A 24,287-nucleotide genomic window follows, 5' to 3' on the forward strand; every position below is an offset into this window, starting at 1 on the left:
GCCTGTGATATTTAATTAAGCAGTTGGGATACCCAATTTGACGAACGGAGACACTTGGTATCCATTCGCAAGTGTGAACGGACCATTAACCCACGGTTTGCCATCCACGTTCCAGAATGCTTTGATGATCGTTTTGTTTTGTGTAAACAGCGGAGCGTCCGAAGCTTGGATAAAGATACCCGCCCCGTCTTTGATAACGTAGTATCCAAAATCAGATAGTGTTAAATCTCCGACAGTCCCAAGCGCTGGCGAATTTTCAGTGAATCTAATTGGATATCCAAGAAGCGTTCCGCCGATTTCAGCGGCGATATTAGGTTGAAAGATAAGGTTTCCGGCTTCGTCTTTCATCGTCAACAACTGCGGCAAGATGGATTGAGAAGCTGTCCATACCAATCTACCGCCAAGTTTAGCCTTTGCAAGCATTGCAACAACATCTGCATAAGTAATGACTGCTGCTGTTTTACGAGCAATCGTTGTCGCGGCCGTTGAAGTAAATGCCCCAAGTGGTTTGCCTACACCATCACCAAACATAAAGGCCCTATCCTCAGCAGCGGCAATGGCTCCACCAAAAAGGCGATTAACGATTGAACTTATTGCTGGAGCATTGCGAAGCAACTTGTCCGTCACAACAATGTGCGCTGCCACTTCATGCGGTGTAAGGCTCATATCACGGAACTTCGCATTTGTTTCTGGCTTTTCGTCACCCTCACCAATCCATGTGACCTCTACGCCGCCGTAAATATTTGAACCTGCGCCTTGATCAAGAGCCGGAAGGTTGATAGTTGCATCTGGTGATGTACCATCTGCTGGAATCACGACAGCCCGAGGACGGACAACCGCTGTCTCCGCAGCGATTTCAAGAAGTTGTTTTGAATACTGTGGAGGGACGAAGATTCCACCAGATACGTTCGCACCGACAGCGAGTTCACGGTACTCTTTTAATCGTTCATCGGACGGATTCGAACGATACGTGGCGAGCAAGTCACCGAAGTCACGAAATTCGCCTTCAAATGCTGGATCATCGACTGGTTTCTTCGTCTCAACCGCAGACATTGCGTTCTGTTGCTTGCGTTCTTCCAACTTAATCTTGGCTTCGAGTTCGCGTTGTTCTTTTTCCAAGGCTGTATACGCAGTTTCTTCCTCATCATTAAAGCCCCGCTTTTCCCCTTCGGCCTTATTGAGCATCGAGCGCATTTCTTCTTTCTTGGCCGCGAGTAAGCGGCGCAGTTCCATCAAGTTTTCCAAAGTAGTAGCCTCCTAAAGATTTAATTTTCTTCGTCTCATTTGCAATTTAAGTAAAGCTGCCGAACGTTTCTCTGCCTCATCTTCACTCACATCAGGTTTAGGCCTTGATTGGAAAGTGTCTTCAGCTGAACGGATGCCGACCGAAGACTGTGGATATGCCGGAGTCGTGACAGGTGATACTTCAAACAACTCTGCTTTCGTAACACTGCGGATAGCCATGTCACCCGTTTCGTCCCAATCTTCTTTGACTGCCCGGAAAATAAAAGACGATCCTCGCACGTCTCCGCGCTCAATCGTCTCTACATGTTTATCTGCCCAGCTCGGAGGCTGTATCTCATATCTCAGTCCAAGATCATCCTCAAATAATTGCAGTGTCCCAGGAGTACGACCCAAAATCTCTCGGCTATCATGTTGCCATGAGGCGTATACATCCGGGTTCTGCAAAGCTTCAGTAAATGCGCCCCGTTGGAACTTCTCTTGGAACATCCCAAATATCGGATGTGATAACTGATCCCACCTCACAGCGTAACCGATGATTTTGGTCGGCTCTCCATCAACTTTCCGAACCTCCGGCCGACTCCCCGGTAGGATTATCTCCCGTTGTTCCTTTGTCTCTTTCCCCATTTTCGTTATCACCTCCCTTCGGTGTAATTGGCTCAGGAGATTCCTTGTTCTGATTTTTGTAATAGTCGTCAAGCATATCCAGCGGCAACATGTTAAGCGGTACATAGTACCGATCACCGCCGTCTATGGGATTATCATTTTCCTTTTCCCGAATGTCGTTTTGAGAATAAACACCGATCATGAACATTTCTTTGTAGAAGGCCGCACGCGCTGTTGAATCCCCGCGAAGCAATCCTTCAACAAGATGCTCGGCAAAGAACCGCTTTTGCTCGTTCGATGAAAATAGCTTCCAGTTGATGGTCTGTTCCCATCTGATCAGCCATGGCCGGAGCGAGTGAATAACAAAATCGGTAGACTGTTGTTCGATGTTTGAAAACGAAGCCCGTTCAAGGTCTGCCATCATGTGCGGCGGCACGCGAAATACCCGTGCAATCTCAAGTATCTGGAATTTCCTTGTCTCCAAAAATTGAGCATCATTCGGTGGAATCGTGTTTTTAGAAAATGTCATACCCTCTTCTAGCAGCATTAGACGGTGAGCCTTCCCCAGACCCTCGTATTTTTCTCGAAGTGATTTCTGCAATCGTTCAAAGGCCGGATCGGATAATGTTCCAGGAAGCGTTGCAACTGCGCCGACATTCGTCCCGTTCTCGAAGAAGTCAGCTCCGAATTGTTCGGTTGCCAATGCTAGTTCCACGGCTTGTCTCGCCCAATGAATAACGGATACGCCTTTGGTTCCATCAAATCCAAGTCCAGGTATATGGAACATGGCATAAAACGGGACGTTATGCTGTTTTCCATCCTTTGTCGCGACTCTAAAAAATGGATCTCCTTCGGCCGTTTCCATGTGTTCAACCCTGTGAGGGGGAATAGGCCAAAGCGCAACGATTTCGCCAGCTAAGTCAAATTCGATTTCCGCATAGCAGTTACCCCACAACAAAATATGAGCCATCATAGTTTCACGAAAAGTAAAAGCGGTCATTCTCGGATTAGGCCTGTTCTGTAAAAGATCGGAAACTCTGTGTTTGGTCTTCATTTTCCCTCTTGGGTTTAACCGCTTATAAACAGGCAAGGGCAATGAAGCTACCGACTCAGCAAGAATCCTTACGCAAGTCAGCACGGCTGTTGAACGCATGGCCGTTGATTCTGTGACGGCTATCCCTCGACCCATCGGAACACCTAAAGCATTGTAGAGCCAGCTTTTGGGATTCTTCAGGTCACTGGAATCACTCCGCTTCTCAAATAACTTTGAAACAAATGGTATCCGCAGTGTTTACACCCCCTTTCATTAAATCGCTCTGACGCCACGTTCTTCATAAACAGACCTTTTCGGTTTTGCTGAATTTGAAAGCGTCAGCTTGTGGGCATCTATGACAGCATCCACCGGGTCAATCCGCTTCGTTTTGGCAGTAGGATCCTTATCTATTTTGATCTCGCCAAAACTGTTACTGACCGTCTTGGCGTTCGCCATGCTCCACGTTAAAAGTTTGTTCCGCTTGTCGTAAATCACGTTTCTGGCCTCTGCCTCCAACTTGAAATCCACCGTAGCATCATTCAAACTCTTAGCGCTTTGAACAATCTCAACCAGATCGACACCGAACTCTTCCAGGTCAGACAAAAAAGCATCTGCGTTGTGTGGATCATACGCTATGCCTAGCAGCTTCAAATTATGTTTTTTAATCAAGTCCCGGTAATAAGACAGGATGTACTTGTAATCTGTCTTGACTCCGCCCATCGTCTCTGTTGGGGTCAGCAACCCTTCCATGATCCACATGTCATAAGGTGCAAAGTCACTCTTCACATGTTCGTCAACCCGCGCAGCCGGAATCCAACTGTGTGAATGAATGTAATACTTGCGTTGCCCGTTAATGTCTAACGGGAATTCCAACGCACCACTCGTTAAGTCTCCACCTGAAGACAAGTCCAGACCCAGATAACATTCCTTGCCCTCCATGTCTTCGATGGTTGTATCAGATTCACAGGCTACCCAATGTTCCATATTCATGTACTGAGTATCTGAGAACTGCACCCATCTGTTCAGGGACTTGGTCAGGAAGTTCCGAAGCTCTTCGCCTTGTTGAACCTTCGCTTTGATCGCTTCAGCACGCAAGCTCTCCAATGTTTCAGGAGTCCAGAGAGGGTTCGCCTTCGGCCAGTTCGATTCGTCCCAGACATCGTCTTCTTTGTCCAGCTCGCAAATAAATACAAATTGCGTTTCATCTGCATGAGCGCCAGACAGGATTAACTTGCAGTACTTGTACAATTCGTAACATGGACCGTTGATGTTAAATCCGGCTGTTGTGATAACGGAAATAAGACACTGCTTCAGCTTCTTGGTTCCGTCAGCCAGTAGTTTGTACATCTGGTTATCCTTGTGCAAGTGGTACTCATCCACGGATGCAAAGTACGGCCTGAAACCATCTATGGATTTAGTGTCACGACCAAGCGCTCTTATCTCGCCTCTTGAAACGGTACACAGGATCGTGCTTTTATAATCCTTCACGTCAAAAAGACCGGATTCGTATTCATCCCCGGCCAACTCTGGGTCTGCATCAATAAACTTGATACATTCCTTTAATACAATTCGTGCCTGCGCTTCCTTGGTCGCTGTAACGTAAACTTGCGGATAGCTGTATCCGTCAAAGTTTCCGTAATACAACGCAGGAACCGCATTTCCCAACGACTTACCATTCTGCCGAGCTACTTGGATGTATGAGGTTCGAAAACGCCGATACCCGTCCATCTTCAGCCAGCCGTTCCAACATCCAAAGATAAAGTCTTGAAACCCCCATAATTCAAGAGGCGTCGGTTCCTCACCCTCAGCCAGTGTAAGGGACTCGGCAAATTCTATGATCTCATGGGCTTTATCTGGGTCGAACACGTAAGGAAAATCTTCCGTGCCCTGTCGTTCTAGGTCTCGAAGGTGCCTTTCGCACGCCTGGCGTTGGGCTTGTCCCGCTATGATCCTGCCGGACGTGACTTCGAGAGCGTAGGCCGTTACTCGGTCCGTCTCACCAACTGTGTTGTATGGGTATATTTGCGGATTAGCCACTGCGGTTGGCACCGAACTTTCCAAACTTACTCACCTTTTCTTCCTTGGCTTTTGGTTTCGGAACGTTCTTCACCTTGGACAACGGATTCAGGAATAGCCTGTCCTGCATTTTTATGAGCATGTCCATTTTCTTGTTGATCGCAGTTTCGATCTTCAGGACACCTTCAATGGATGCCAGTTGAGACAGATATTTTTGTGCCCGAAGCCCATACTCGTTCAGGTCCTGTTCTGTTTCCTCGGCTTTTCGAGCCAATTCCTCGAAATATTCTTCAAATACATAATCTTCGATGGAAATTCGCTCGATTTTTTGGTACTGTTTCAGCAGTTTTTCGTATTCTGAATACGTTCGACAATACATAGCTAAAAGACCAACATCAGAACTTGAAAGCAAGTTCACACCATCAACAGCAGCAGCTTTATATTCCTTCATGCATTGTTTCCAATGAGAGAAGGCGATTGTGTCATCCTTTACAAACACTGGAGGTTTCAGCTTTTCCAACTCAGTTTTTCCAAGCTTAACCTCACCTTCTTGTCTGGCTTGAATCTGTGCTTTCGTCAGTCTGTTTGGGTTACCCTCCGCAAGATGGAGTCCAACCGGTTTGGCGTTTCTTCCCATCAGAGGTACCCCCTAACCTCAGAAAAATTTATAAAACGAATTTTTGCGCGAAATAAGTCCGACGCGGTCTATCGTCCAAAAGGTTTCCAGAGATTTCACCCCCCTCCCCCATTGCCGAAGCCGCCGTCCTCCTTAGCTGTCTTGATATCGTGGCACTGCTTACACAATGCTTGCCAGTTGTTACGATCCCAGAACAACGTCTTGTCTCCCCTGTGTGGCTGTATGTGATCGACTACCGTAGCCGCCTGTACATATCCTTCCTTCCAATGAGTGACGCATAGCGGATGCTTCTTCAGGAATCCATCCCTGGCCTTACGCCATCGGCTGTCATATCCTCGCTCTGCTGCTGTCCCTCTATGTTGGTCATAGCTATGTACTTGGTCTTGGTGGTCTTCACAATATCTGCCCTCGTTTATAGTCTCCTTACACCCTTGCTTAGCGCAGAACTTTTTAAGCGGCATACTCAGCGCTCATTCCTTTCTGCATTTCGGTAACATACACATCTGCTTAGCACCCGCCCATGCCCCCCACACGCACCCTCTACATTGATTGGGCTGGAGATTGGACACAACAGGTACAGGACGTTCTTTAATTGCCACAAAGTGTGGACTCCTAATCATTTGTCACGCCACCACCTTCAGACATCTTCAAAACCTCCCTTCATAATTACAATCGCTTGGGAATCTCTCCATAAAAAAAGGAGCCACCCGTATATGGATGGCTCAATCAAGGAGGAGTAAAACATAGTCAAACCGTTCGTTGGTCCGGCTGGGACCTGCCCCCAGACTGTTGCTCTCAGACCATGATGCAGGCTCCGTTAAGAACCTGCTATATAATTATCCGTATTTGTATGGCTCGCCCGGATGGAGCGAACTTGCGGTGATCTTGCCCGCATCCCCCACGTCCACACCGCCACATCTGAGAGAAGTCCATAGACTCTCTCCGGGTCACTCAGCATGGTTGAGTCCTGGAGCGATAACGGGCACCAAGCACACCGGGGAAGATTTTTCCTTCCCTATGTGCCTAGTTTAAGTCTGAAATACAGACGTTGTGCCGACCCACTACAGACGTGCTACAGACGCAAAACCCATAACGTGCAACCATCAGATAGCATTTATTTAATTTAAAGTTCCTTGCGCTAAATACTGGAAGATACTATAATATTAGGCGTGACAACAAATTAAGTTAAAGATGATGAAGGAGGGTGAATCCAAACTATGTGTAGCATGAAATTTGTGTCGTCTGATCGAGCGAAAGCTTATCAAACAAATTCGGATCACTAAAGGACATTAGATTTACTTTTAGCAGGGGTAAATCGCCAGTTTCTCTAATCATCTCCTTGATTTGTTTGTTCACACTTTCCTGTTAGGTAAAATGATAATAGTAGGATGATGCGTTTCTCACATTGTCCTTTGCATTTCTGGGGAATGGCTGACAGCTGCTCCCCAGACCTGGGCAATCTGCCCCTGAACAAAATGTGAAGGATGATGATAATGAGAAACTGGCAACAACCTGCTTACTTTTACCTGGTGGTGTACCTCGATTTCACGCTTGAGTATTTCCTCTCAACGCTGGGATTTGGATGGGCATCATTTAGCTTTGCTCTGTTGTGTTACTTACATAGTAGACTTAGCGAATAGGAACTGAGAAAACCAAAGGGGTCGCTCCCCTTTGGTTTTTTTGGTTTGATTAGATGGCTCCAATTAATTTAAGAGTCTCGGCCACAGATTCTATTCCTCGGACGATTCTCCTGTCTACTGACCTATCAGTTATGCTCTGAAATCGATTGACTGTGCCCCAGCGCGGAAACCCTCGAAGGAATCTATATTCCATTACTTTCTTGACCCCATCATCTTGTATAAGATTCACGGCCATTTCTATAGCATCGGCTTTTTGATGATACTCGATCTTGACCAATTCTTCCTTGTCAGATAGCAGGGAACGGTTGTTCAGTGCATTTGCTGTTTGTCTCATCCGCGAATACCTTTTCAACATGCTTCGAGCTGCTTCGTAATCTGTCTTATCCGCTCTTGGGAATAGCTCCATTTGGATAATCACCGCCCCCATGCTCTGCACCCTCTCCTGGTTCCCTCTTCAACCTCTTGTTTTCTACATAAAGTAAAGTGCATTGGTGTTGCCAATATGATACGGATCTTGTGAGAGAATTAATTTCTTCTTGCTGGATCTCCATATGATTAGCAAATTCCTTATCTTGATTGTACAACTCAGACCGCTGGGTATCGGAGAGTGACTTGTACTTCTCTAATTGCAACATAACCGCACAAAACAATTCGTAGTCGGATTCACTGAAATGATCCTTTGCCAGACTGTCTATTTTCGCCTGCGCGCCTTCCAATGTCGTTTGATTCATTCTGTCACCGCCTCAACCTGTTCCAGCTCCCTGTATACATCCTCGGGAATCTGAGTAATGATTATGTCCGGTTGCGCACGCTTTTTGTCAGATATGTCCGCAATGGCTCGGGCTGGATGGCTGCTCTCAAACAGTTCTACGACTTTCCCGCCCTGCTCACATTTAAAATATCTCACTCTCGCCATCGTCTGTACCTCCAGTACACAATGTTACATGTTCAAAATAGAAATCTGTATCGTCCAGCTCTTCATCATCCATATGAGTTATCGTGAATTCCCTCTTACATGTAGGGCATTCAACATTATCGCCAATTTCTAATTCAATGATCATTTTGTCTCCCTCACCAACCATTCCGCTCACGTATTATCTTAAGTTCCGATTGAGTTAAAATAACTGTTACAGGATCATAATTGTCTTTGATGGATTGAATATCGTTGGTCAACGGCAGAGAGGCCATGAATTTGTAATAGCCCTCGATATCCTTTTCATCCGGCTCGGAATAGTCCTTGCGGATAAGCAACATTGCATCAGACAATACGGATGTATCAAGATTCTCGTCTCCCCAGTCTCCGCAGTCTATCCCATCGCATAAATAACGGCCGTTCTTTTCCTTCGCCTTAAATGCTATTGCTTTAATCATGTATTCCCTCCTATGAGAGAGGGGCAATCCCCTCCGTATTTAAAGCCACATCCTTTTATGCCGATATGATGCACCCCAGCCATCCTCCTGCATCGGGATCAACGGTGTGATTTCAAGGCAGGAAGCTGGATAAGGTGACATGACACACGCTGGATCAAATGCTATGACCCGTTGCTTTTTGCTGTTCAACTTGTATTCAACAGGCCGATTATCGTAACACCAGAGCATGTCCTCAAATACTTTATGAACAACAACCATCTTGTTATCTGGACTTCCTACCACTCTGCAAACCATCCCTGGTTTGAATTCTTCAAAGTAGAAGAACAGGAAAGCCATATCTCATCACAACTCAGCTTTCATTCGATCTATTAGGCCGTTTGTAGCAACCTTGTACTTAGCGTGCATCTCCTGATCCGTTTTGCCGACAACCTCCAGGGCACCAAGCAGATTAGCGAATGCATCATTCAAATTCTTGAAGTGGGCTTTAAATATGGCTGCTTCCTCGCCTGTACCTTGTGCTACCTTCTTACGCAACTCTTCCAACTCTGCTGTGATTTCCGCCGGAACTACCTCTACCTCTACAGTAGCAGGGACAACATCAATCGGCTTCGCCTTCAAATCCTGTTCAAGCTGCTTAATCTGCGCTAAGGACGCTGCGTGTTCCTGCTTCGCCTTTTCAAGCTCTGCCTGCAATTCAACAGCTCGTCCATCATCCTCACCTGATTCAGCTTTGGCCGCAGCCGCCTCCGCTTCTTCTGCCTGCTTCTGGAGCCGTTCAACAATCTGCGCATGGTCTTCATGCTGTTTCTCCAGCTTCTCCCGCAGCTTCCGCTCCTGCTCCATAGCCTTCTGAGCCTCTTTCAGCTTCTTTTCAGCCTCTTTCTTGGCCTTCTCCGCATCCTTACGAGCCTTGACTGCCTCAGCCAGCTCACGAGTAGACATGTTATCCACGTCATTCTCCTGCACAAAAGCCTCACGTTCCTCCGTTGAAATACCCAGCAGGGCAACTGCCTGCGTATAACTCAATTTCCCAAGCGCTTCCGATTCTGCATTATCTCCAAACAATGAGAGTTGATCAGAACCATATTCTTTGAATACTTTCATGAGGTTGTTAGCTGTACTCTGTGAGTAATCAACCGAATCAGCCAGCCAGTTCATCCACTCGCCGTGCGGCATCATCTCTTTAGCCTCTGTCAGCCTGCGCCCAATCTCGATAGAACTATGAATCATGATCTTGCGTGTCTGATCCTTAATGCTGTTAATCTCGATTGCTATTGTCTCAATGGTGCGGATGGCTAATTGGCTCATACGGCTACCCCCTCGGTATTTTTAGACCCTTTAACACGTCTCTGCTTTTTAACAACAAGCTTAGTCACCACGAACTGATCAACAAAACGTTTGACATCATCAGTCATTTTGCAATTCTTCATCCCTCGACACTGCATTACCTTGCTTCCCACTAGCTCCATGGTGAAGTAAGGTATATCAGGGGCATCTTCTTTCCTTATGCACATGATGATAATCCGTCCATTTCCGTAGTCTTTTGCATAACTACCCACACAATGATTCAGCTTTATTCCCTCATCGTGTAATTCTTCTAGTGACATGATAGGACGAATCAGTAACCCATCCTTTTGGAACATGAATTTTTTCAGTCCATCTGCCCGCCTTTGAATAATCAAATCAATAGCTCTATCATTTTTTAACTTGATTCGTTTTCCCAATTCAGCATGAGCACTATTCAAATCATTTGGGAATAAGTATCGTTCTTCATCAAGGCTCATTCCAAGCTCTCTACATTGTTTTCTGTAATCCTGCCAATCAGAAAGCATAGAATACAAGTTGTCACCTTTGTAATGTTCTTTTTTCATTTGTTTCAAGATATATTTAATGACTGTAGCTTCAGGGGCCAGTTTACAAGCATCTTTGTAGTAATTATTTATATAGCCCCCATACACTCCACCTATTATTGCCGCATCTCGAAGTGTGACGGGCAGTTCTCTTTTTCGAGCATATTGATAGAACCTCAGTTCTTTTGGGGTCAGCACAAGTTTGTGGTTTCGTATCTCTCGCAACTCCACTTTATCCAGCCGCAAGACTTTCATAAGTGTTGTTCCCTGCCAGTAAATTGCTCCATATGTCTGTTCTCGGTAGAGCTTTGCCCATATAAAACTTTCAAATCCTATTTTGGTCAGATATTCTACACAAGGATATCTGGATGCTAGATCAAAAAATTCAACCATATCAGTTACATAAAAGGAATTCTTGTACTTCGTGTACTGTTCCCAAGTAGAATACTGAAATGGAGTACCCTTCACAGCTCTCTTAATATTCGACAGTGACATGAACCTTGGGCAGCCCGATCCATAGCGTGTAGATACTTCATCAAATGCAGACCTTACCTCTGAGCGTAGTTTTTCATAGCTGTAATAAAAACTTTTACCTGGACGGAATACATAATGCATATTGGAACTGTATTCTGTTTCTATTTTTGTGTAGTCACCGCTATAGTCTCTTCTTACCTCGATCACTCTAGCAACAATAGTTTTATTATCTAATATCGATTTTTCATACCAAACAACTACTGCACGATCCAGCATATATTTACGCCCAAGACCTGAAGCTCGTACCTTACACTTTGATTTACAGTGAGGACACTCAACCCGAAGAAGCTGTTTGTGCTTAAGTTTCGCTTCTGGATAATGCTGTTTTTTGCAGTATGTGCAATATGCTGATTGAATGCCTTTCATTGTTTTTATGAACAAGTACCTGCTGTCTTTTAAAGCTGTTTCAGTTACGAACCTGACAAGTGACCGACTTATTTTCATAGGGAAATGCTTAACAGCATCTTTAAATTCCATTGAACTGTTCCCCCTCATAAGAAATCATCCAGCTTAACATCAAACCGCGCAGACTTCTCTTCGACAACCGGTGCTGGCATGTTCGCACCCTGCAATCCAAAATAATTCAGCACTACAGCAAATCCTTCTGCATCGGTCAGCATAGCCATCCCGCCAACTGCCTTTTTCTTGGCCTCTGCCTGCATAGCAAGGAGACTTTTAGCAATCGTCTTGTCAGCGGCCGCAACCAAATCCGCAGTACCAGGGTTATCCTGCACATGCTTGATTAAGAAATCCCCGATTAGCTTGATATATGCGTTCGCACCTGCCCCATCCATTTCAGCCCTCAATTTTGCTATTGCTGCTTCCATGTTGTTCCTGCCTCCATTCATTCCGTTTTTTAACCCAGGCAAGAGCACGATCCTTGCCAGTATCCTGTATCACATACGACACACCTTCCGGCACCATCCTATCCGGTGCCACAGTCAACATCCCGAAGGTTGTCCGAACATCTTCATCCGCCGCCAATCTATCAAAAGGGGAAACGACCAGTTTGAGCCGGTCCAGCGTGTACCCCTGAATTACTAGTGATTCAACGGCCCTATCTATCCTGGCTCTCATTCCGTATCCAGCATAAGTTTGGCGGAGCTTAATAGCAGTTCGCTCCAATTCAGTAAGCTTGTCCTCAACAAGTTGCTCGAATGCCCGAGAAAATAGCGGCATGTATCGGAACTGATCCTTTGTCTTGGCCGCATAGATATAGCCCGCTGGCTGCTCATCATCGGCCACAGCCGCCCCCAGCTCCCCACATCGCTTAATCCCAAGCAAGATATCGCCTATTGGACGCTCCATATTCCAACGACCATCCCAAACCCACTCGCCGCTGACTTCATCCCGTATCTGGCGTGGAACAAAAACAGGTATTCCACTGCTCGCCACTTCTAGCTTGTTCAACCAACGGTGTAGTGGGTTCATGGTCTTTCACCAGCCTTGGACGCCTGAGAAGCCGCTGCTTCACGCATCATTGCTTCAAATTCTTCATCACTTGGCCCATCATCCGGATTAGTATCATGTTGCACGATAGGAATCGGTGTTTTTCCGCCTTTGCCGCCTCCCGCGCCGCCGGAACCCTTTCGACGTTTTGCCTCATCTTCACGCATCGCTAAAACCAATTTCAAAAACTGATCTCGAAATGTTGCGCCAGATAGCACATTCTTCCTCCAAAATGTACTTGTAGGCAACCAGTTCATCACATCAAATATCAAGCGTTTCTCAGGTTGCTTTTCAGTCAGTAGCCGGAACTCATTCGCCCATTTTTGCATGTTCGAATTTTTCAACAAATGGGCAACCCCTTCTTCTTCTGCGAATCCATCAACTTTTTCTTTGAAGTAAAGTGCCATTTTCAGAAACGGGCTGTCCGGCTCGTACTCCTTTATTTTTCGGGACCCTTTTTTCCCTTTTTCCGATTTTCCACTTGGCTCATTTTTCGGGGCCACTTTTTCCGCGGTCTTTTCGGACTTCGGGTTTTGATCTTGATTTTGGTTTGGGTCTTCATTTTTTTGTTGTTCTGAGGTTTCTCTTTCTTTAATTACTTCTTTATCTAAATCTATATCTAATTCTTTATATACCGGGACAGGGGGTGGACTTCCTTGGGATGTCCCTAGGTTGTCCCCGGAGACATCCATAGGGACAGAAGGTTTAACGGAAGCTTCAGCGGCTTTTTTAGCAGCGGCTTTTTCACGCTGTTTTGCCTTCTTCTCAGCTTCTTTTTTTCGCCCCTCGATCACCTGACCACCAATCTTATGCCAGTTCAAAATTTCATGTCCGACAAGGGTTTTCCCGATATATTTCGCCTCAATTAAAGCGTCGAACAGTTTATTCGCATCTCCGTCATAATGAGCTGCTTCAGCCAAATCAATTGCCTCAAATTTGCTTATATCACCATCAGGCGCCCAATCAAGTGCCCACCACCAAATCATGTGCAGCGTGCCCACTGCATGAGGTACATCCATACCCGTCAAACGGCATAATTTTCGTGTCTGGGGGTCCCTGTCTGTCGCCTGATAACTCTTAATCCATAACATCTATGCTGTTCACCGCCTCCTGCAAATGGACATGATCAGGACAGAAACGAGACATCCCCAGCACATCCCTGTTCTGTCCCCAACTTGTCCCCGGGGACATCCGAGGGACAATGACTGTCCTATTTCCAATATTTCTGTCCCTCTCCAACTGTGTAGTAAATGTAAAGTTCAGCCTGCTTGTTCACTTTCCAAGCTCGACCTTCAGTTGTTTCATCAGCCCACTGGTGACACGTACCAGATGCGGTTTTGGGGCCGCACAGAACAACAATGTTCCATGGAGCGCGTCCGGTTCCGTACTGGCTGGCGTTGATCATATGAGCACGCTCGAAGCGGTAAAGCGGCACACTACAGCCACAACGCTCACATTTCGTGTATCCTGCTTCACTGGAACGTCTGTATACTTCTTTGTCCACCTTGGCTGTAATAGCCGTGTGTTGCCCCTGAGTGAGCTTACGCCGCTTGTGCTTAGGTTTAGGCGCAGGATTCAATCCGAACTCAAACTTAGCCATGTACTCCGCCTCCTGTTATATGCATTTCAATCCGCACCCGAAGGCGCAGTTCATAGATTTTTTCCTTAACCGAATTAAGCTCATTCTTCCAATAAGCCTTTTGTTCCAGTGCATCAGCTTCAATCATGCGGAGTTCAGCAGTTGCACGAGCAGCCGCTACTTCCTTCTCACCGCGCTTTGCTGTAGCCCGTGCTTCAGCGTCAACGTTATCGCGCAATACATGTATCTTGGCGTAGTCGCCCTCCTTCTGAGCTGACACACGCCCCATGAGCGTATGTGCATCTGTGAGCAGACGGATCATTTCAATCATTCCACCCGGAGAATCTTCGTCGTACTCCGTGGCCTCTTTTCGGAGGCGTTTTATCTGCTTGATATACTCGTCCATTTGTTCCGCACTTGTACGTGAACTGAATACTTCACGGAGATAATCGTTAATGTCCAAGACTTACCTCCTTGTGCTACAAAATAAAATTTGATATGATTGCCGTAATATTTTTTGTATAGCAATTAACTAATGACTACGCGGACCAGGCGTGGTCATTTTTCATTTTTAAGGGCAATGTATTCATTTAAATGACGTTCCTTGCAGAAAATGCGTTTGTTTGACTCTACATATGGTTCGCCGTACTTGATACGCCGATAACATAATAGACAATTTCCGATATCGCGTTTCTGGCGCTTTTTGTCTTTGACACCAGAACCACCTTCCGTCTGTTTAATCTTTTTTTCTATCCGCTCTCGTTCTGCCTGAAGCTTCTTGATGTCTGATGCATCTGTTTCATTCATAATGTTTCTGCATATCTCATTATGCTTCTTGCGAAGCTCACGCCTCTTATCCTTCAAGTGACATACCTCCCTACGCTAAATTACATATCCTTCATTCCAACACACCGTTACATTTTCCAGTACATCGTTGCTAATCTATCAATTTCCTAAATATGCTAAACTGTAAGTGTCCTATTGTTGTCGTATCAAGGCAGAACCCTCCGGGCAAATGGAGTGTGATGCATGTTCTTCATTTTCTTTTTTTATGATTCTGAGTTCTCCAAGCGGCTGAAATCCGTTATGGAAGAACGCGACCTAGACCATACTGCTTTGGCTATGCTTGCCAACGTTTCACCTCTCACTGTAAGACGTTGGCTTAATGGCAAGTTCGAGCCTAGACAACGAAACTTGCTGAAAATCTCAAATGCACTTGATGTCTCTAGCGATTACCTCATAGGCAGAACCTGATTTAATACTTAGCCCGGGGGGTTCTGTCTTGATACGACTTCAGGGCGACTACTATCCCCCCTTATTCAGTCTCTTTGTTGCAATCCTCGTTAATTAGGTACTCAAGAGATTCATCAAACCAATTCGCTTTTTCTGGAGAATCAAGTTGCATCTGCTGAAGGAGTTTAATACGCTGAAGCAACTGCTGATGTATTGGCATGTTGTCCACGCTCCTGTATTCCGAGATCCTGCTTCAATTCAGCAATTTCCTTATCAAGCCATGAAATACTTTTCGAACTCAGGTCTCTACTTTGCCGAAACTTTACAAGACTTTGTAGGTGAACCCAAGCGAACCAATTAATCGATTCCATTCAATAGCCCCTTTCTTCAGTTCATACACCTTCCAACACATTGTTACCGGCACAATACATCGTTTCTTATGCTGCTATTGGGCTCTTTCTTCTTTCCTGTAGTAATTCGCCGCTCTCTGTTCAGCTCTCCAAGCTTCCAAATCAGCAAGACGGAACTTTATTGTTGGTCTTCTTGAACCGGTTGCCCCGTAACGTTCATGGGGAATTCTTCCTTCCTGGCACATACGGTAAATCAGTTTTTCTGAAACACCTATGTGCTTTGCTGCTTCAATCACGTCAAGCGTTTTGTCTATTAGCCCAGAAAACTCTGCTTTAAGCCTTTTCTCAACTATGCCCACTTGCTCATTCACGATAGACCTGATCGCATCTTCAAGAGCGGTTAACATTTTATCCATACCAATTCTCCTTTCCAACTGTGCTATAATGCACTTTAGATATGGCCTCTTACCAGATCATCAACGGTACATCCAAGAGCATTAGACAGTTTTACTAAAGTCTCCGCGTATGGACCTTGTTTTTTCTTTCCGATGCTGTAAAGTGCTGATACGGCAACTCCGCTTTCTTTGGATAGGCGGTAAATTGTCCATTCCTTCTTATCAATCAACCTCTTAATATTTGCTTCGATTTCCAACCCCATGTGATCACCTCCTGAACACATTTTATAACTCTATGGTGTTATATACAATCGTAGTTATAACTCAAAAGAGTTGCAAAATCCGACATTATCTCCCGTTTACTTTGATTCGCTTGACTTATCTCTCTTTTCTGTTTTATTATAACTTCATAGAGTTATAACACATTAGAGTCATATATAGGAGGCCATTTAGGTGGATTTAGCAGACAAGATATTAGAACTAATGGATGAACAAGGTATCACTAAATACCGACTCTCTAAAGAAACTGGTGTCTCCTATACAGGTCTTACTAAGATTCTTTCTGGACAAACAAAACACCCTCAAGTGGATTCGCTTCAGGCAATTGCAAATTTTTTCAGTAAACCACTTGATTACTTTATGGATCAGGAAGAAGAAAAGCCGTCTCCTGATTGGGCTACTCCCAAAGATCTAGCGGACATTAAGAAAATTCTTGAAGAAGATCAACCCGTCTTGTTTGATGGAGTGCCGATCACAGACGAAAAGCGACAAAGAGCCATGGATATCCTTACTGGTCTACTCTGGGAAGCCAAAGAACTGAACAAAGAAACTTACGGACGTAAAAAAAAGGCAAACCCTAAAGACAAAGAGTAGGTGACCCAATTGGATGACATCATTCACAAGCTTGTTCGTAGATTCAAAACAAACGATCCTTTTGAAATAGCCAAAGGTCTGAACATATTAATTCGTCACGCGGAGTTGGATCCTGGAACTAGGGGGTTTTACTATAGGCGGTTACGAAGGAGATTTATTGTCATTCACAATGGATTGTCTGAAGAGTGGCAGCGTGTAGTATGCGCTCATGAGCTTGGGCATGATCGACTTCATTCAGGTTTAAGCCAATTCTGGATAGATGAACATACATTTTTCAACATGGGCAAATATGAAAGACAGGCAAATCTTTTTGCCGTTAAACTTTTAACCTACTACACAGAACGAATTCTAGGTGAAACCCAAGAAGCTTACCTATTACGTTGTGGAGTACCGAGGCAATTGCATCATCTCGAAATGTAACTTTGCGCTTTCCAGCCGCAAGGCTGTTTACCATACATAAAAATAGAACTGATGTTCGGAACGGAGGGAAAGAAGTGGCAAAAGGAAGCATAGAGAAACGAGGAGAAAACAAGTGGCGATTCACAGTAGACTTTGGACTTAATAATGATGGCAGTCGTTATCGTCCGCGTAAAACGATAACTGTGGAAGATAAGGCGCTTTTGAAGACAACAAAGAAGCTTAGAGATTATTTAGAAGACGAGCTCGCCAAGTTTAAGCAGGAGGTCCTTAGCGGCAGCTACATCGCACCCTCTAAGCTCACATTCAAAGAGTTCTATGAAAACGAATGGAAACCCAAAGATGCTGAACCAAGATTGAAGCGTACGACATTCTTATCACACTGTTCTAAAATTGAGAATTATGTGTTACCGGTCATTGGCCATTTAAAGATTGACGAAATCACAACAATGAGGCTTGTAACACTTTTCAATGATTTAAGGAAACCAGGTGTCCGAATTGATAAACGAGGCGGTAAAGAGACAATCAGTTCTCGTACAATCCAATATATTTATGATGTGACTATGAGTGTATTCAAGCGATCTGTAGAATGGGGCGTCCTTAACAAAAACCCCCTAAACGGCATACAGCGCCCTCAGATCAGCAAGGAGGACAAGAAAGCTCGAAGAGACAGGAAGAACTTTTTCGAGGAAGACGAAGCCACTGAGGTCATTGAAACATTAATACAGAGCAACACACACTGGAAACTCTACTTTCTCGGAGCAATAATTGGGGGATTTAGACGTGGAGAGTTAATCGCTTTAGATGAAGATGACTGTGACTTCAAGAATAATCGTTTGCGTATTGATGAGAGTATCTCACATACAGAGAATGGCCAAGCGGAGATCACCGACACTAAAAACGAAGCATCTGATGACTATGTAGATATGCCGCAATGGTATATGGAAAAATTAGCAGCTCATATTAAGTCCATGCGCAAATTACGCTTCGAAGCAAAAGCGAACGGAAAATGGCAAGGAGGAGATCGAAACTTTGTTTTTCATTCAGGGACAGGAAAACCTTATTATCACACAACACCAACCCAACAGTGGAAAATATGGTGTGAACGAAATGGATTCCGGAATGTATCTTTGCACGGGTTACGACATACGAATGCAACTTATCTGCTAGGACAAGGCGCATCCATTAAAGAGATCCAACATCGATTGCGACACTCGACTTCTCAGGTGACCACAGACACATATACCCACGTAACCAAGAAGTTGAGCCGTCAAACCACAGCCCACCTTGACGTGTTCGATCCAAAAGTTCGTCCCCAATCCGTCCCCAAAGATGAAAAATCCACTCATTCACGGTGAATTAGGCATTCCATTCCGAATTATAAAAAAAAGAAAAACCCCTTGAGGGACAAGGGATTTCAGGGTCTTTCCTAGATGCCGAGGACCGGGATCGAACCGGTACGGTAGTCACCTACCGCAGGATTTTAAGTCCTGTGCGTCTGCCAATTCCGCCACCCCGGCGTATGTAATATTTTCTTGGCGACAAGAAATATCTTACCATGAATAAATTAATAATGCAACCCTTTTTCCTAAAAAAATGAAACAGGCACTGCAAGCGCCAGCTCACAGTGCCTAGAAAGTCCGAGTTGCGGTCCCGGACTTCCGGTAAACCATCTATATTAAGGGAGGTGTGAGATAAGAATACCTCTCCAACATTAAAGGAACCTAAAATCAGCATTAAATTAAACTAAAAAAGCAAAATAGGCTTCACACGCTCCACCTGCTCCTCACTACACTCTACAAAAATTAGCATATGACCTTGCAATAGCCAGTCCTCGTAATGACGTGCGTCAACTTCCGGAATGCCTGCTTCTGTCAGCGTTAGGACCAGATCATCCGTCTCACTTCCGATCTCATTGCCCGCTAATCTTCGCACTGCCTTCCCGATGGATGCGGTCTGATCCATTCGTTTTCCGAGCCCTGCTAATATGCCCTTCAACGCTCCAAACGCTCCGTCCGTTCCAGCACCTTTTAGCGGTTTGGGTAACCCTGTCCTCTCACTGATCATCTCCAAATCCAGCTGTTCCTTGCCTACAGCCCCCAAATATTGATCTTGGATGCCTTCCTTCTTTAAGGCATTCAACATAATAATTGCTTCGTGCTCCGAATGAGCAAGCCCAACAAACAGTTTCGTCATGCGGTTCCCCTCCTCTTCCTGATACCTTATATAACCCTGTAGTTTATGTTTAGTAACGTATCTTCACTTGCTAAGTCAATTCACCTACATCAGCTTAATCATTTCTCTACTGGAAATCTATACCTAGTTCTGATAGACTAGATAAAGAAGACAAATTAACCATTGAAAATATCGACATATCGATGAACATCTTATAAATCAGGAGCAATGACTTATGAAAAAAGAGGTAGAAATTGCCATTCGCCGCAATCAACAGATCATGGTTCGGAATACAAGCGGACAGACCGTAACCGGTTTTCCAGAGCGCTCAGCAGACAGCTCTATTCTCTCCTTACGAACTGTACAGGGAAATGTGTGGATTCCGTTTGATGAAGTCGAACAAGTCACTCGCCTGTTAACCCTTCGTTCTCACCATCTGGGCACGATGCAACTCGTTTAGGCACTTGTGCGCAAGCACATTCAATTCATTTGCTCTCCTTACAGAGAACTTAGACAGACACTAATAGATAAAGATACACTGTAGGTGAGAACCTCGGTGTTTCTACTACAGCCAACTTATATTTAAAAACCAGACGCCTCCAACGTCTGGTTTTTCTTATGGTAACTAATGATGCGGATTACTTCACTACAAATTTAACACGCGTACCATCCGGATATGTACTTAGTTGATTGCCTACCCATGAGCCTGCACCGCGATTATCCTTTGGCGTAATGTACTGGATATCTGCATCTTTACCACCCTCCGCACACATCGCCATAGGCCACTCATCCCGATCCTTGCCTTTTTTGACCGGTACACCTTTCAGTGACAGTTCCCTGTTTCCTTCAGCACCTTTCCGGTCAATTGTACAGACATCGGAATGCCCCGCTTGAATCGCCTTTCGGATATGGTTTGCTGTTTCGGGATACCGCTCTGCCGGAAAAGTAATCGTATGATCTACACTCTTGTCGGTTGTTTTGAACGGAGAAGGAATATCCAGCGGCCACTCTCCTCCTGCCAAGGCATATAGAGCAATCACAACCATGCCGACTAAGGTCAGTATTTTACTTTTGAATCCCCGGCTTCCTCTCTTGCTTCTTCTGCTACGTCTCTTACTCATGATGCGCCTCCCCCATGTAACACTAACATCCATAGCATTATAACAGAACGCCAGTTCGTAAAACAATCTATTCCACAACAAAATTCAACATAAAAAAAACAGCCGGATCCATCCGGCCGCTCACTGCATATCTTATCCTGCGTTAAAAATACTCTGTGTACTTAGAAAAGGCACTGTCACCTGAAACTCTGTTCCTTTTCCTTCAGCACTATCTACAGTAATACTACCGTTCATTAATTCTAATAGTTCTTTGCAGATTGTTAATCCAAGCCCGCTGCCTCCGAACCTTCTTGCATGTGAAATATCCGATTGCGTAAAGGCATCAAACAGTTGGTCCATCTGATGAGACGGAATGCCGATCCCTGTATCCCGTACAGAGAAAGCCAACGTGGTCATCTCATGCGATTGCTGCTTGACATCCACGAGAAGCTGCACTTCCCCTTGCTCCGTAAACTTGATGGCATTGCTCAGCAAATTATCCAATACCTGCCTTAATCGCAGTGGATCGCCCCAAAGCACATCAGGAACATTCAGATCAGCATGGCAAACTAAACGAATTTGTTTATTCATGGCCGCCAGCTCATGTGTCTTCACGATTTGCTGAATCAGCTTCAATGGCTGGAATTCAATATGCTCCACTCCCATTTTGCCTCTGCCAAGCTTCGCCATATCCAGACTGTTGTTTACGATGTTCAGGAGCGCCTCCCCGGACTGACGTGCCAGATCCAGGTATTCTTTTTGCTCTTCGGTAACCTTGCCCATTCCCGCAAGCTCGATCATGCCCATGATGCCGTTTAACGGTGTACGAAGCTCATGATTCAACTTGCCGATGAATTCCAGCTGCCCTCTGCTTGTTTTCTCAGCCATAGAAGCTGCCGTCTTCAGCTGCTGCTCCGCATATTTCCGTTCAGTGATGTCATATTGAATACCAACAAAATAAATACACTCACCAGATTCATTGAAAATGGGATCGATGTTCAGCTCATTCCAGAATTTCTGACCACTTTTGGTATAGTTTAAAATTTCAACCTTAATGGATTGTTTTTTACTTATTGCTTCCCGAATGCTTGAAACGGTTTCGGGATCTGTATCTGTACCCTGTAGAAATCGGCAATTCCGCCCGATCGACTCATCGTGCGTATATCCGGTCAGACGGGTAAAATGTTCGTTAACATACATGAGCGGAAGCTCAGGCGAGGTAGCGTCAACTACGGTAACGGAGGATTTTAATTTCGAGATAATAAATTCCCATTGCAAGGGAAGTTGATTATATAAACTCATGCCTGTGTCTCCCCCATCTCACATCCTTAACTCCAGATGGTATGTGTTGATATTAAACAATCTATTTTATTGTACCACAGTTATTCAAACAATGTAGTTCTTGGGTAATAGTTCTTAATCATATCAATCTTTATCCATTTACAATAACTTGCCTACACTCAAAAACACATAGATAAAGTTTATTCATCATCGTCCGGCGTTGATTGTCTACATTTTTTCCAGGCGCAGACCTTAAAGGCGGGGTCGTTAATAGCCCGACGAGGAAGGAAGATCGACGATGAAAACTCTCTTTTTTATATTTATGATGTTGTGTATCATCAATCTGTGTTTCCCCAAATTTGGCTGGTATCTTCGTTATGGCTGGATTGCGCAAGGTGAGACGGAACCCAGCAAATCTTACATGACGATGGTGCGAATGTCTAGTCTGTTTATGCTGCTTACTGCTTTTACTCTTGCTATGGCGTAATACAACAATACATTTGTAAAAAGACCAGTTGCCTCCTGCGCAGCTGGTTTTTCGTATGCACTGACGGGAATATGATAACTTTGTTTGTGGTGTTACTACAGTGTGCGCCGTAAGATAAATGATATAGATGTATCGTTGCAGAAAGGACACATTGGTATGAACATCGCATTTTATCCGTTCTGGGCGGCCAGAACACTGCTCTCACTTATACAAGTGATCTCAATCACAACCTTGACCTGCCTAATCTACAAACAAACGGAATCGATTGGATTTGCACTGCTACTCCTGTGCGTTTACTTGCTAGCTTATGCGGTAGCAAAATTCACATTCCATAAGTTGATGAAACACTGTATATTTTCAAGACTCCTGATCGGTATTCCTGTGACCAAAACATTGTTGCTCATCGGCATCGCGTCCTCTCTTCCCTACCTGAGATTACATATTGCAGTTATGTTTCTGGGGGCTGCACTTCTCGCTATAGTCAACTGCTGGGAAGCCTTGGTTCTGAAGAAACTCCAGTCAAGACTGATGAGAGGCGAAGATATAGCTAAGGCGAGTAGCCTGCTCTCATTTTCAAACTATACAGTGGCTGGTATTGGACTCGTCATGACGATCATCGCGATCCTATATTTAGGGCGAGCACAGGTGCTTTGGGCGGCTGTGGCCCTTTCACTCGTTGCACTCGCTCTTACCGTGACCGTTCATCACTTAACTCATAAACGCTCCAATACTTCCATAAGTCTGGACATCAGACGCCCCTTGCATAAATAAAAAAGACGAGCATGGTCAAAACTGCTCGTCTTAGGGTTACCAGGCTGCTTCTCTTTCGAGCAGCTTATTCGTTTTCTTTTTCCGAAATGGATCCTGAACTTCTCACATCTCACCCGCTGTCTAATCCAATCGGTAATCTGTTAGCGGTTTGCCTTTCTTATAATACAAATTAGGGGATAATATATTGAAAAAAATATGCACATCCGGCAGTTCAGCCTTCTCTAGAATAGACTGCATGGATGCTGCAATTCGATCATGTATCTCCTGATCACGCTGAAACATCAAAATCTCTATGGATGCCGGGGAAGGTGTCAAAGCTTGTACATCATGACGTTCTGCTTTCATTCGTTCCTGCGGAATATGAGTGATTAAGGCCATTTGTTCGGTAATTTGAGGCACAACTTCCTCCAGCTCTGAACCCGTAAATCCTTTAAATCGTATAAACGGCATTGCTATCCCTTCAATCTCTGTTAGTAGTCTCCTTATGTGATTTTAAGCACATTGTTTTCAGTTGTCAAATGTCATTCATGTCATATTGGACTGTAAAACAAGAGCAAAGCCCCACCAAAGTCTTGGTGGAGCTGATGCACGCGCGTCTGACCGTTATCTTACAGCCAGAAAGATTTGGTGATGATGACGAGCAAAATGAAGAGAACGAGAATTGCGCTAGTCGAAGTCCACGCTCCGCCAAATCCACCAACATTGCCACAACCGTATCCAACATGACTCATTTGATTGGCCTCCTTTGAATTTCAAGGTATGCCATAACATATGCGTATTTCCCTCCAGTGACCGGGCGAATGTCCAAGTCTCATGGCCCAATCCTTGGGAGTGTATCATCTTCAATGATAAGGGCTTTTCTGCCGGGCCTGTACGTTGAATCTAGAACAAAAGCAGAATCACCTCATCGGTTCAGGTACGACTTGGCCTATAGTCCAAATCGTCTTATGTAACTAACCTTTAATTCCTTCGATTTGATCAAAAATGGCTTGTCCATCATAACTAGAGTCTCGTTCTATATCTTTCTTAAGTAATACGAGATCAGTCATACTGGTGCTATTTCCACTGAGAATGCTAAGAGCCCCTACAAGCCATAACAACGGAAATAACAAAATTGATAGGACTTTTTCCATCGCTCTCCCTCCTCCCTCTCATAATTACTTAAATTTGGAATTGATTTCTTTTAGTAATACTTAAAAAAATGGAGAAGGGTTTCACTTGAATTCAACTAATATAGCTGGTTGTGAA

35 protein-coding genes and 1 tRNA gene are annotated in these 24,287 nt (G+C 44.7%); 7 read left to right on the forward strand and 29 right to left on the reverse strand.

What is annotated here, in order from left to right; translation table 11 throughout:
• Positions 1-15 precede the first annotated feature (15 nt).
• From MHI38_RS07070 to MHI38_RS07160, 19 genes are all read right to left on the reverse strand, one after another.
• Complete coding sequence (locus MHI38_RS07070) at positions 16-1,245, reverse strand: phage major capsid protein (protein WP_341181093.1); 1,230 nt, start codon at positions 1,243-1,245, stop codon at positions 16-18.
• A gap of 12 nt (positions 1,246-1,257) precedes the next feature.
• On the reverse strand, positions 1,258-1,869 hold the full coding sequence (locus MHI38_RS07075) for an HK97 family phage prohead protease (protein ID WP_341181094.1): 612 nt from the start codon (positions 1,867-1,869) through the stop codon (positions 1,258-1,260).
• Positions 1,799-3,037 carry a phage portal protein gene (locus MHI38_RS07080; RefSeq protein WP_341181095.1) on the reverse strand — a complete coding sequence of 413 codons (1,239 nt, stop codon included), beginning with the start codon at positions 3,035-3,037 and terminating at the stop codon, positions 1,799-1,801. The genes MHI38_RS07075 and MHI38_RS07080 overlap by 71 nt, the downstream gene beginning before the upstream one ends.
• Positions 3,038-3,154: 117 nt before the next feature.
• Positions 3,155-4,918 carry a terminase large subunit gene (locus MHI38_RS07085; RefSeq protein WP_341181910.1) on the reverse strand — a complete coding sequence of 588 codons (1,764 nt, stop codon included), beginning with the start codon at positions 4,916-4,918 and terminating at the stop codon, positions 3,155-3,157.
• Positions 4,911-5,534, reverse strand: a complete 624-nt coding sequence (locus MHI38_RS07090; protein ID WP_341181096.1) for a terminase — start codon at positions 5,532-5,534, stop codon at positions 4,911-4,913. The genes MHI38_RS07085 and MHI38_RS07090 overlap by 8 nt, the downstream gene beginning before the upstream one ends.
• A gap of 95 nt (positions 5,535-5,629) precedes the next feature.
• A complete protein-coding gene (locus tag MHI38_RS07095; RefSeq protein WP_341181097.1) occupies positions 5,630-5,995 on the reverse strand; it encodes an HNH endonuclease in 366 nt (121 codons plus the stop codon).
• Between the two features lie 1,228 nt (positions 5,996-7,223).
• Complete coding sequence (locus tag MHI38_RS07100; RefSeq protein ID WP_341181098.1) at positions 7,224-7,601, reverse strand: hypothetical protein; 378 nt, start codon at positions 7,599-7,601, stop codon at positions 7,224-7,226.
• Positions 7,555-7,905, reverse strand: coding sequence for a hypothetical protein (locus MHI38_RS07105; protein WP_341181099.1), 351 nt, complete (start codon positions 7,903-7,905; stop codon positions 7,555-7,557). Before MHI38_RS07105 ends, MHI38_RS07100 begins: the two co-directional genes overlap by 47 nt.
• On the reverse strand, positions 7,902-8,090 hold the full coding sequence (locus MHI38_RS07110; RefSeq protein WP_341181100.1) for a hypothetical protein: 189 nt from the start codon (positions 8,088-8,090) through the stop codon (positions 7,902-7,904). Before MHI38_RS07110 ends, MHI38_RS07105 begins: the two co-directional genes overlap by 4 nt.
• 155 nt (positions 8,091-8,245) lie before the next feature.
• The gene (locus MHI38_RS07115; RefSeq protein WP_341181101.1) at positions 8,246-8,545 is read right to left on the reverse strand and encodes a hypothetical protein; all 300 of its coding nucleotides are present in this window, start codon (positions 8,543-8,545) and stop codon (positions 8,246-8,248) included.
• A 39-nt stretch (positions 8,546-8,584) separates the two neighbouring features.
• Positions 8,585-8,881, reverse strand: a complete 297-nt coding sequence (locus tag MHI38_RS07120) for a hypothetical protein (protein WP_341181102.1) — start codon at positions 8,879-8,881, stop codon at positions 8,585-8,587.
• A gap of 6 nt (positions 8,882-8,887) precedes the next feature.
• On the reverse strand, positions 8,888-9,853 hold the full coding sequence (locus tag MHI38_RS07125) for a DUF3102 domain-containing protein (RefSeq protein WP_341181103.1): 966 nt from the start codon (positions 9,851-9,853) through the stop codon (positions 8,888-8,890).
• The gene (locus MHI38_RS07130; protein ID WP_341181104.1) at positions 9,850-11,406 is read right to left on the reverse strand and encodes a PcfJ domain-containing protein; all 1,557 of its coding nucleotides are present in this window, start codon (positions 11,404-11,406) and stop codon (positions 9,850-9,852) included. The genes MHI38_RS07125 and MHI38_RS07130 overlap by 4 nt, the downstream gene beginning before the upstream one ends.
• A 14-nt stretch (positions 11,407-11,420) precedes the next feature.
• Complete coding sequence (locus tag MHI38_RS07135) at positions 11,421-11,756, reverse strand: hypothetical protein (RefSeq protein WP_341181105.1); 336 nt, start codon at positions 11,754-11,756, stop codon at positions 11,421-11,423.
• Positions 11,725-12,339 carry a hypothetical protein gene (locus tag MHI38_RS07140; RefSeq protein ID WP_341181106.1) on the reverse strand — a complete coding sequence of 205 codons (615 nt, stop codon included), beginning with the start codon at positions 12,337-12,339 and terminating at the stop codon, positions 11,725-11,727. Before MHI38_RS07140 ends, MHI38_RS07135 begins: the two co-directional genes overlap by 32 nt.
• A gap of 17 nt (positions 12,340-12,356) precedes the next feature.
• Positions 12,357-13,397 (reverse strand): hypothetical protein, encoded by a 1,041-nt coding sequence (locus MHI38_RS07145; RefSeq protein WP_341181107.1) that lies wholly within the window; start codon positions 13,395-13,397, stop codon positions 12,357-12,359.
• Between the two features lie 191 nt (positions 13,398-13,588).
• A complete protein-coding gene (locus tag MHI38_RS07150) occupies positions 13,589-13,978 on the reverse strand; it encodes an HNH endonuclease (RefSeq protein WP_341181108.1) in 390 nt (129 codons plus the stop codon).
• Entirely contained in the window at positions 13,971-14,420 is a 450-nt protein-coding gene (locus MHI38_RS07155; protein ID WP_341181109.1) for a hypothetical protein, read from the reverse strand. The genes MHI38_RS07150 and MHI38_RS07155 overlap by 8 nt, the downstream gene beginning before the upstream one ends.
• 95 nt (positions 14,421-14,515) lie before the next feature.
• Positions 14,516-14,821, reverse strand: a complete 306-nt coding sequence (locus tag MHI38_RS07160; RefSeq protein WP_341181110.1) for a hypothetical protein — start codon at positions 14,819-14,821, stop codon at positions 14,516-14,518.
• 165 nt (positions 14,822-14,986) lie between these two features.
• Between MHI38_RS07160 and MHI38_RS28740 the strand changes: the two genes are divergently transcribed.
• Positions 14,987-15,211, forward strand: coding sequence for a helix-turn-helix domain-containing protein (locus MHI38_RS28740; RefSeq protein WP_445667204.1), 225 nt, complete (start codon positions 14,987-14,989; stop codon positions 15,209-15,211).
• Positions 15,212-15,375: 164 nt separating this feature from the next.
• Here MHI38_RS28740 and MHI38_RS07165 read toward each other — a convergent pair whose 3' ends face one another.
• From MHI38_RS07165 to MHI38_RS07175, 3 genes are all read right to left on the reverse strand, one after another.
• Complete coding sequence (locus MHI38_RS07165) at positions 15,376-15,561, reverse strand: hypothetical protein (RefSeq protein ID WP_341181111.1); 186 nt, start codon at positions 15,559-15,561, stop codon at positions 15,376-15,378.
• Positions 15,562-15,635: 74 nt separating this feature from the next.
• Positions 15,636-15,956 (reverse strand): helix-turn-helix transcriptional regulator, encoded by a 321-nt coding sequence (locus MHI38_RS07170; RefSeq protein WP_341181112.1) that lies wholly within the window; start codon positions 15,954-15,956, stop codon positions 15,636-15,638.
• A 35-nt stretch (positions 15,957-15,991) separates the two neighbouring features.
• The gene (locus MHI38_RS07175; protein WP_175397639.1) at positions 15,992-16,198 is read right to left on the reverse strand and encodes a helix-turn-helix domain-containing protein; all 207 of its coding nucleotides are present in this window, start codon (positions 16,196-16,198) and stop codon (positions 15,992-15,994) included.
• 190 nt (positions 16,199-16,388) lie between these two features.
• On the opposite strand from MHI38_RS07175, the gene MHI38_RS07180 reads away from it, so the two are divergent.
• The 3 genes from MHI38_RS07180 to MHI38_RS07190 all read left to right on the forward strand — a co-directional run bounded on the left by MHI38_RS07180 (position 16,389) and on the right by MHI38_RS07190 (position 18,583).
• The gene (locus MHI38_RS07180) at positions 16,389-16,808 is read left to right on the forward strand and encodes a helix-turn-helix domain-containing protein (RefSeq protein ID WP_341181113.1); all 420 of its coding nucleotides are present in this window, start codon (positions 16,389-16,391) and stop codon (positions 16,806-16,808) included.
• A 9-nt stretch (positions 16,809-16,817) separates the two neighbouring features.
• On the forward strand, positions 16,818-17,228 hold the full coding sequence (locus tag MHI38_RS07185) for an ImmA/IrrE family metallo-endopeptidase (protein WP_341181114.1): 411 nt from the start codon (positions 16,818-16,820) through the stop codon (positions 17,226-17,228).
• 74 nt (positions 17,229-17,302) lie between these two features.
• The gene (locus MHI38_RS07190) at positions 17,303-18,583 is read left to right on the forward strand and encodes a site-specific integrase (protein WP_341181115.1); all 1,281 of its coding nucleotides are present in this window, start codon (positions 17,303-17,305) and stop codon (positions 18,581-18,583) included.
• Between the two features lie 76 nt (positions 18,584-18,659).
• On the opposite strand, the gene MHI38_RS07195 is transcribed toward MHI38_RS07190, so the two are convergent.
• Both MHI38_RS07195 and MHI38_RS07200 read right to left on the reverse strand, forming a co-directional pair.
• Positions 18,660-18,745, reverse strand: a tRNA-Leu gene (locus MHI38_RS07195).
• 226 nt (positions 18,746-18,971) lie between these two features.
• The gene (locus MHI38_RS07200; RefSeq protein WP_308722809.1) at positions 18,972-19,421 is read right to left on the reverse strand and encodes a general stress protein; all 450 of its coding nucleotides are present in this window, start codon (positions 19,419-19,421) and stop codon (positions 18,972-18,974) included.
• 214 nt (positions 19,422-19,635) lie between these two features.
• On the opposite strand from MHI38_RS07200, the gene MHI38_RS07205 reads away from it, so the two are divergent.
• Entirely contained in the window at positions 19,636-19,860 is a 225-nt protein-coding gene (locus MHI38_RS07205) for a hypothetical protein (RefSeq protein ID WP_145331980.1), read from the forward strand.
• A 178-nt stretch (positions 19,861-20,038) separates the two neighbouring features.
• Here MHI38_RS07205 and MHI38_RS07210 read toward each other — a convergent pair whose 3' ends face one another.
• Positions 20,039-20,521: a NucA/NucB deoxyribonuclease domain-containing protein gene (locus MHI38_RS07210; RefSeq protein WP_090923716.1), complete on the reverse strand. Its 483-nt coding sequence runs from the start codon at positions 20,519-20,521 to the stop codon at positions 20,039-20,041.
• A 132-nt stretch (positions 20,522-20,653) separates the two neighbouring features.
• Positions 20,654-21,802, reverse strand: coding sequence for a sensor histidine kinase (locus tag MHI38_RS07215; protein ID WP_308722810.1), 1,149 nt, complete (start codon positions 21,800-21,802; stop codon positions 20,654-20,656).
• A 277-nt stretch (positions 21,803-22,079) separates the two neighbouring features.
• Here MHI38_RS07215 and MHI38_RS07220 point away from each other — a divergent pair, with 277 nt between their 5' ends.
• Positions 22,080-22,268 (forward strand): DUF6199 family natural product biosynthesis protein, encoded by a 189-nt coding sequence (locus tag MHI38_RS07220; RefSeq protein WP_308722811.1) that lies wholly within the window; start codon positions 22,080-22,082, stop codon positions 22,266-22,268.
• 102 nt (positions 22,269-22,370) lie between these two features.
• Complete coding sequence (locus MHI38_RS07225) at positions 22,371-23,039, forward strand: hypothetical protein (RefSeq protein ID WP_341181116.1); 669 nt, start codon at positions 22,371-22,373, stop codon at positions 23,037-23,039.
• A gap of 120 nt (positions 23,040-23,159) precedes the next feature.
• Here MHI38_RS07225 and MHI38_RS07230 read toward each other — a convergent pair whose 3' ends face one another.
• From MHI38_RS07230 to MHI38_RS07240, 3 genes are all read right to left on the reverse strand, one after another.
• Entirely contained in the window at positions 23,160-23,489 is a 330-nt protein-coding gene (locus MHI38_RS07230; RefSeq protein WP_090923720.1) for a DUF1904 family protein, read from the reverse strand.
• Between the two features lie 158 nt (positions 23,490-23,647).
• The gene (locus MHI38_RS07235) at positions 23,648-23,770 is read right to left on the reverse strand and encodes a sporulation protein YjcZ (RefSeq protein WP_090923721.1); all 123 of its coding nucleotides are present in this window, start codon (positions 23,768-23,770) and stop codon (positions 23,648-23,650) included.
• Between the two features lie 222 nt (positions 23,771-23,992).
• Positions 23,993-24,172 carry a hypothetical protein gene (locus tag MHI38_RS07240; RefSeq protein WP_341181117.1) on the reverse strand — a complete coding sequence of 60 codons (180 nt, stop codon included), beginning with the start codon at positions 24,170-24,172 and terminating at the stop codon, positions 23,993-23,995.
• Between the last annotated feature and the right edge of the window lie 115 nt (positions 24,173-24,287).

Source organism: Paenibacillus sp. FSL K6-1558, assembly GCF_038002565.1.
GTDB classification, from domain to species: domain Bacteria; phylum Bacillota; class Bacilli; order Paenibacillales; family Paenibacillaceae; genus Paenibacillus; species Paenibacillus polysaccharolyticus.

Bases quoted from the DNA above. Each gene is read 5' to 3' on its own strand.
- MHI38_RS28740 (WP_445667204.1), top strand. From the start codon at position 14,987: ATGTTCTTCATTTTCTTTTTTTATGATTCTGAGTTCTCCAAGCGGCTG.
- MHI38_RS07210 (WP_090923716.1), bottom strand. From the start codon at position 20,521: ATGAGTAAGAGACGTAGCAGAAGAAGCAAGAGAGGAAGCCGGGGATTC.
- MHI38_RS07230 (WP_090923720.1), bottom strand. From the start codon at position 23,489: ATGCCGTTTATACGATTTAAAGGATTTACGGGTTCAGAGCTGGAGGAA.
- MHI38_RS07080 (WP_341181095.1), bottom strand. From the start codon at position 3,037: ATGGGTCGAGGGATAGCCGTCACAGAATCAACGGCCATGCGTTCAACA.
- MHI38_RS07075 (WP_341181094.1), bottom strand. From the start codon at position 1,869: ATGGGGAAAGAGACAAAGGAACAACGGGAGATAATCCTACCGGGGAGT.
- MHI38_RS07130 (WP_341181104.1), bottom strand. From the start codon at position 11,406: ATGGAATTTAAAGATGCTGTTAAGCATTTCCCTATGAAAATAAGTCGG.
- MHI38_RS07110 (WP_341181100.1), bottom strand. From the start codon at position 8,090: ATGGCGAGAGTGAGATATTTTAAATGTGAGCAGGGCGGGAAAGTCGTA.
- MHI38_RS07125 (WP_341181103.1), bottom strand. From the start codon at position 9,853: ATGAGCCAATTAGCCATCCGCACCATTGAGACAATAGCAATCGAGATT.
- MHI38_RS07095 (WP_341181097.1), bottom strand. From the start codon at position 5,995: ATGCCGCTTAAAAAGTTCTGCGCTAAGCAAGGGTGTAAGGAGACTATA.
- MHI38_RS07205 (WP_145331980.1), top strand. From the start codon at position 19,636: ATGAAAAAAGAGGTAGAAATTGCCATTCGCCGCAATCAACAGATCATG.
- MHI38_RS07215 (WP_308722810.1), bottom strand. From the start codon at position 21,802: ATGAGTTTATATAATCAACTTCCCTTGCAATGGGAATTTATTATCTCG.
- MHI38_RS07235 (WP_090923721.1), bottom strand. From the start codon at position 23,770: ATGAGTCATGTTGGATACGGTTGTGGCAATGTTGGTGGATTTGGCGGA.
- MHI38_RS07200 (WP_308722809.1), bottom strand. From the start codon at position 19,421: ATGACGAAACTGTTTGTTGGGCTTGCTCATTCGGAGCACGAAGCAATT.
- MHI38_RS07115 (WP_341181101.1), bottom strand. From the start codon at position 8,545: ATGATTAAAGCAATAGCATTTAAGGCGAAGGAAAAGAACGGCCGTTAT.
- MHI38_RS07100 (WP_341181098.1), bottom strand. From the start codon at position 7,601: ATGGGGGCGGTGATTATCCAAATGGAGCTATTCCCAAGAGCGGATAAG.
- MHI38_RS07170 (WP_341181112.1), bottom strand. From the start codon at position 15,956: ATGGATAAAATGTTAACCGCTCTTGAAGATGCGATCAGGTCTATCGTG.
- MHI38_RS07220 (WP_308722811.1), top strand. From the start codon at position 22,080: ATGAAAACTCTCTTTTTTATATTTATGATGTTGTGTATCATCAATCTG.
- MHI38_RS07175 (WP_175397639.1), bottom strand. From the start codon at position 16,198: ATGGGGTTGGAAATCGAAGCAAATATTAAGAGGTTGATTGATAAGAAG.
- MHI38_RS07150 (WP_341181108.1), bottom strand. From the start codon at position 13,978: ATGGCTAAGTTTGAGTTCGGATTGAATCCTGCGCCTAAACCTAAGCAC.
- MHI38_RS07105 (WP_341181099.1), bottom strand. From the start codon at position 7,905: ATGAATCAAACGACATTGGAAGGCGCGCAGGCGAAAATAGACAGTCTG.
- MHI38_RS07165 (WP_341181111.1), bottom strand. From the start codon at position 15,561: ATGGAATCGATTAATTGGTTCGCTTGGGTTCACCTACAAAGTCTTGTA.
- MHI38_RS07135 (WP_341181105.1), bottom strand. From the start codon at position 11,756: ATGGAAGCAGCAATAGCAAAATTGAGGGCTGAAATGGATGGGGCAGGT.
- MHI38_RS07240 (WP_341181117.1), bottom strand. From the start codon at position 24,172: ATGGAAAAAGTCCTATCAATTTTGTTATTTCCGTTGTTATGGCTTGTA.
- MHI38_RS07090 (WP_341181096.1), bottom strand. From the start codon at position 5,534: ATGGGAAGAAACGCCAAACCGGTTGGACTCCATCTTGCGGAGGGTAAC.
- MHI38_RS07120 (WP_341181102.1), bottom strand. From the start codon at position 8,881: ATGGCTTTCCTGTTCTTCTACTTTGAAGAATTCAAACCAGGGATGGTT.
- MHI38_RS07145 (WP_341181107.1), bottom strand. From the start codon at position 13,397: ATGGATGTACCTCATGCAGTGGGCACGCTGCACATGATTTGGTGGTGG.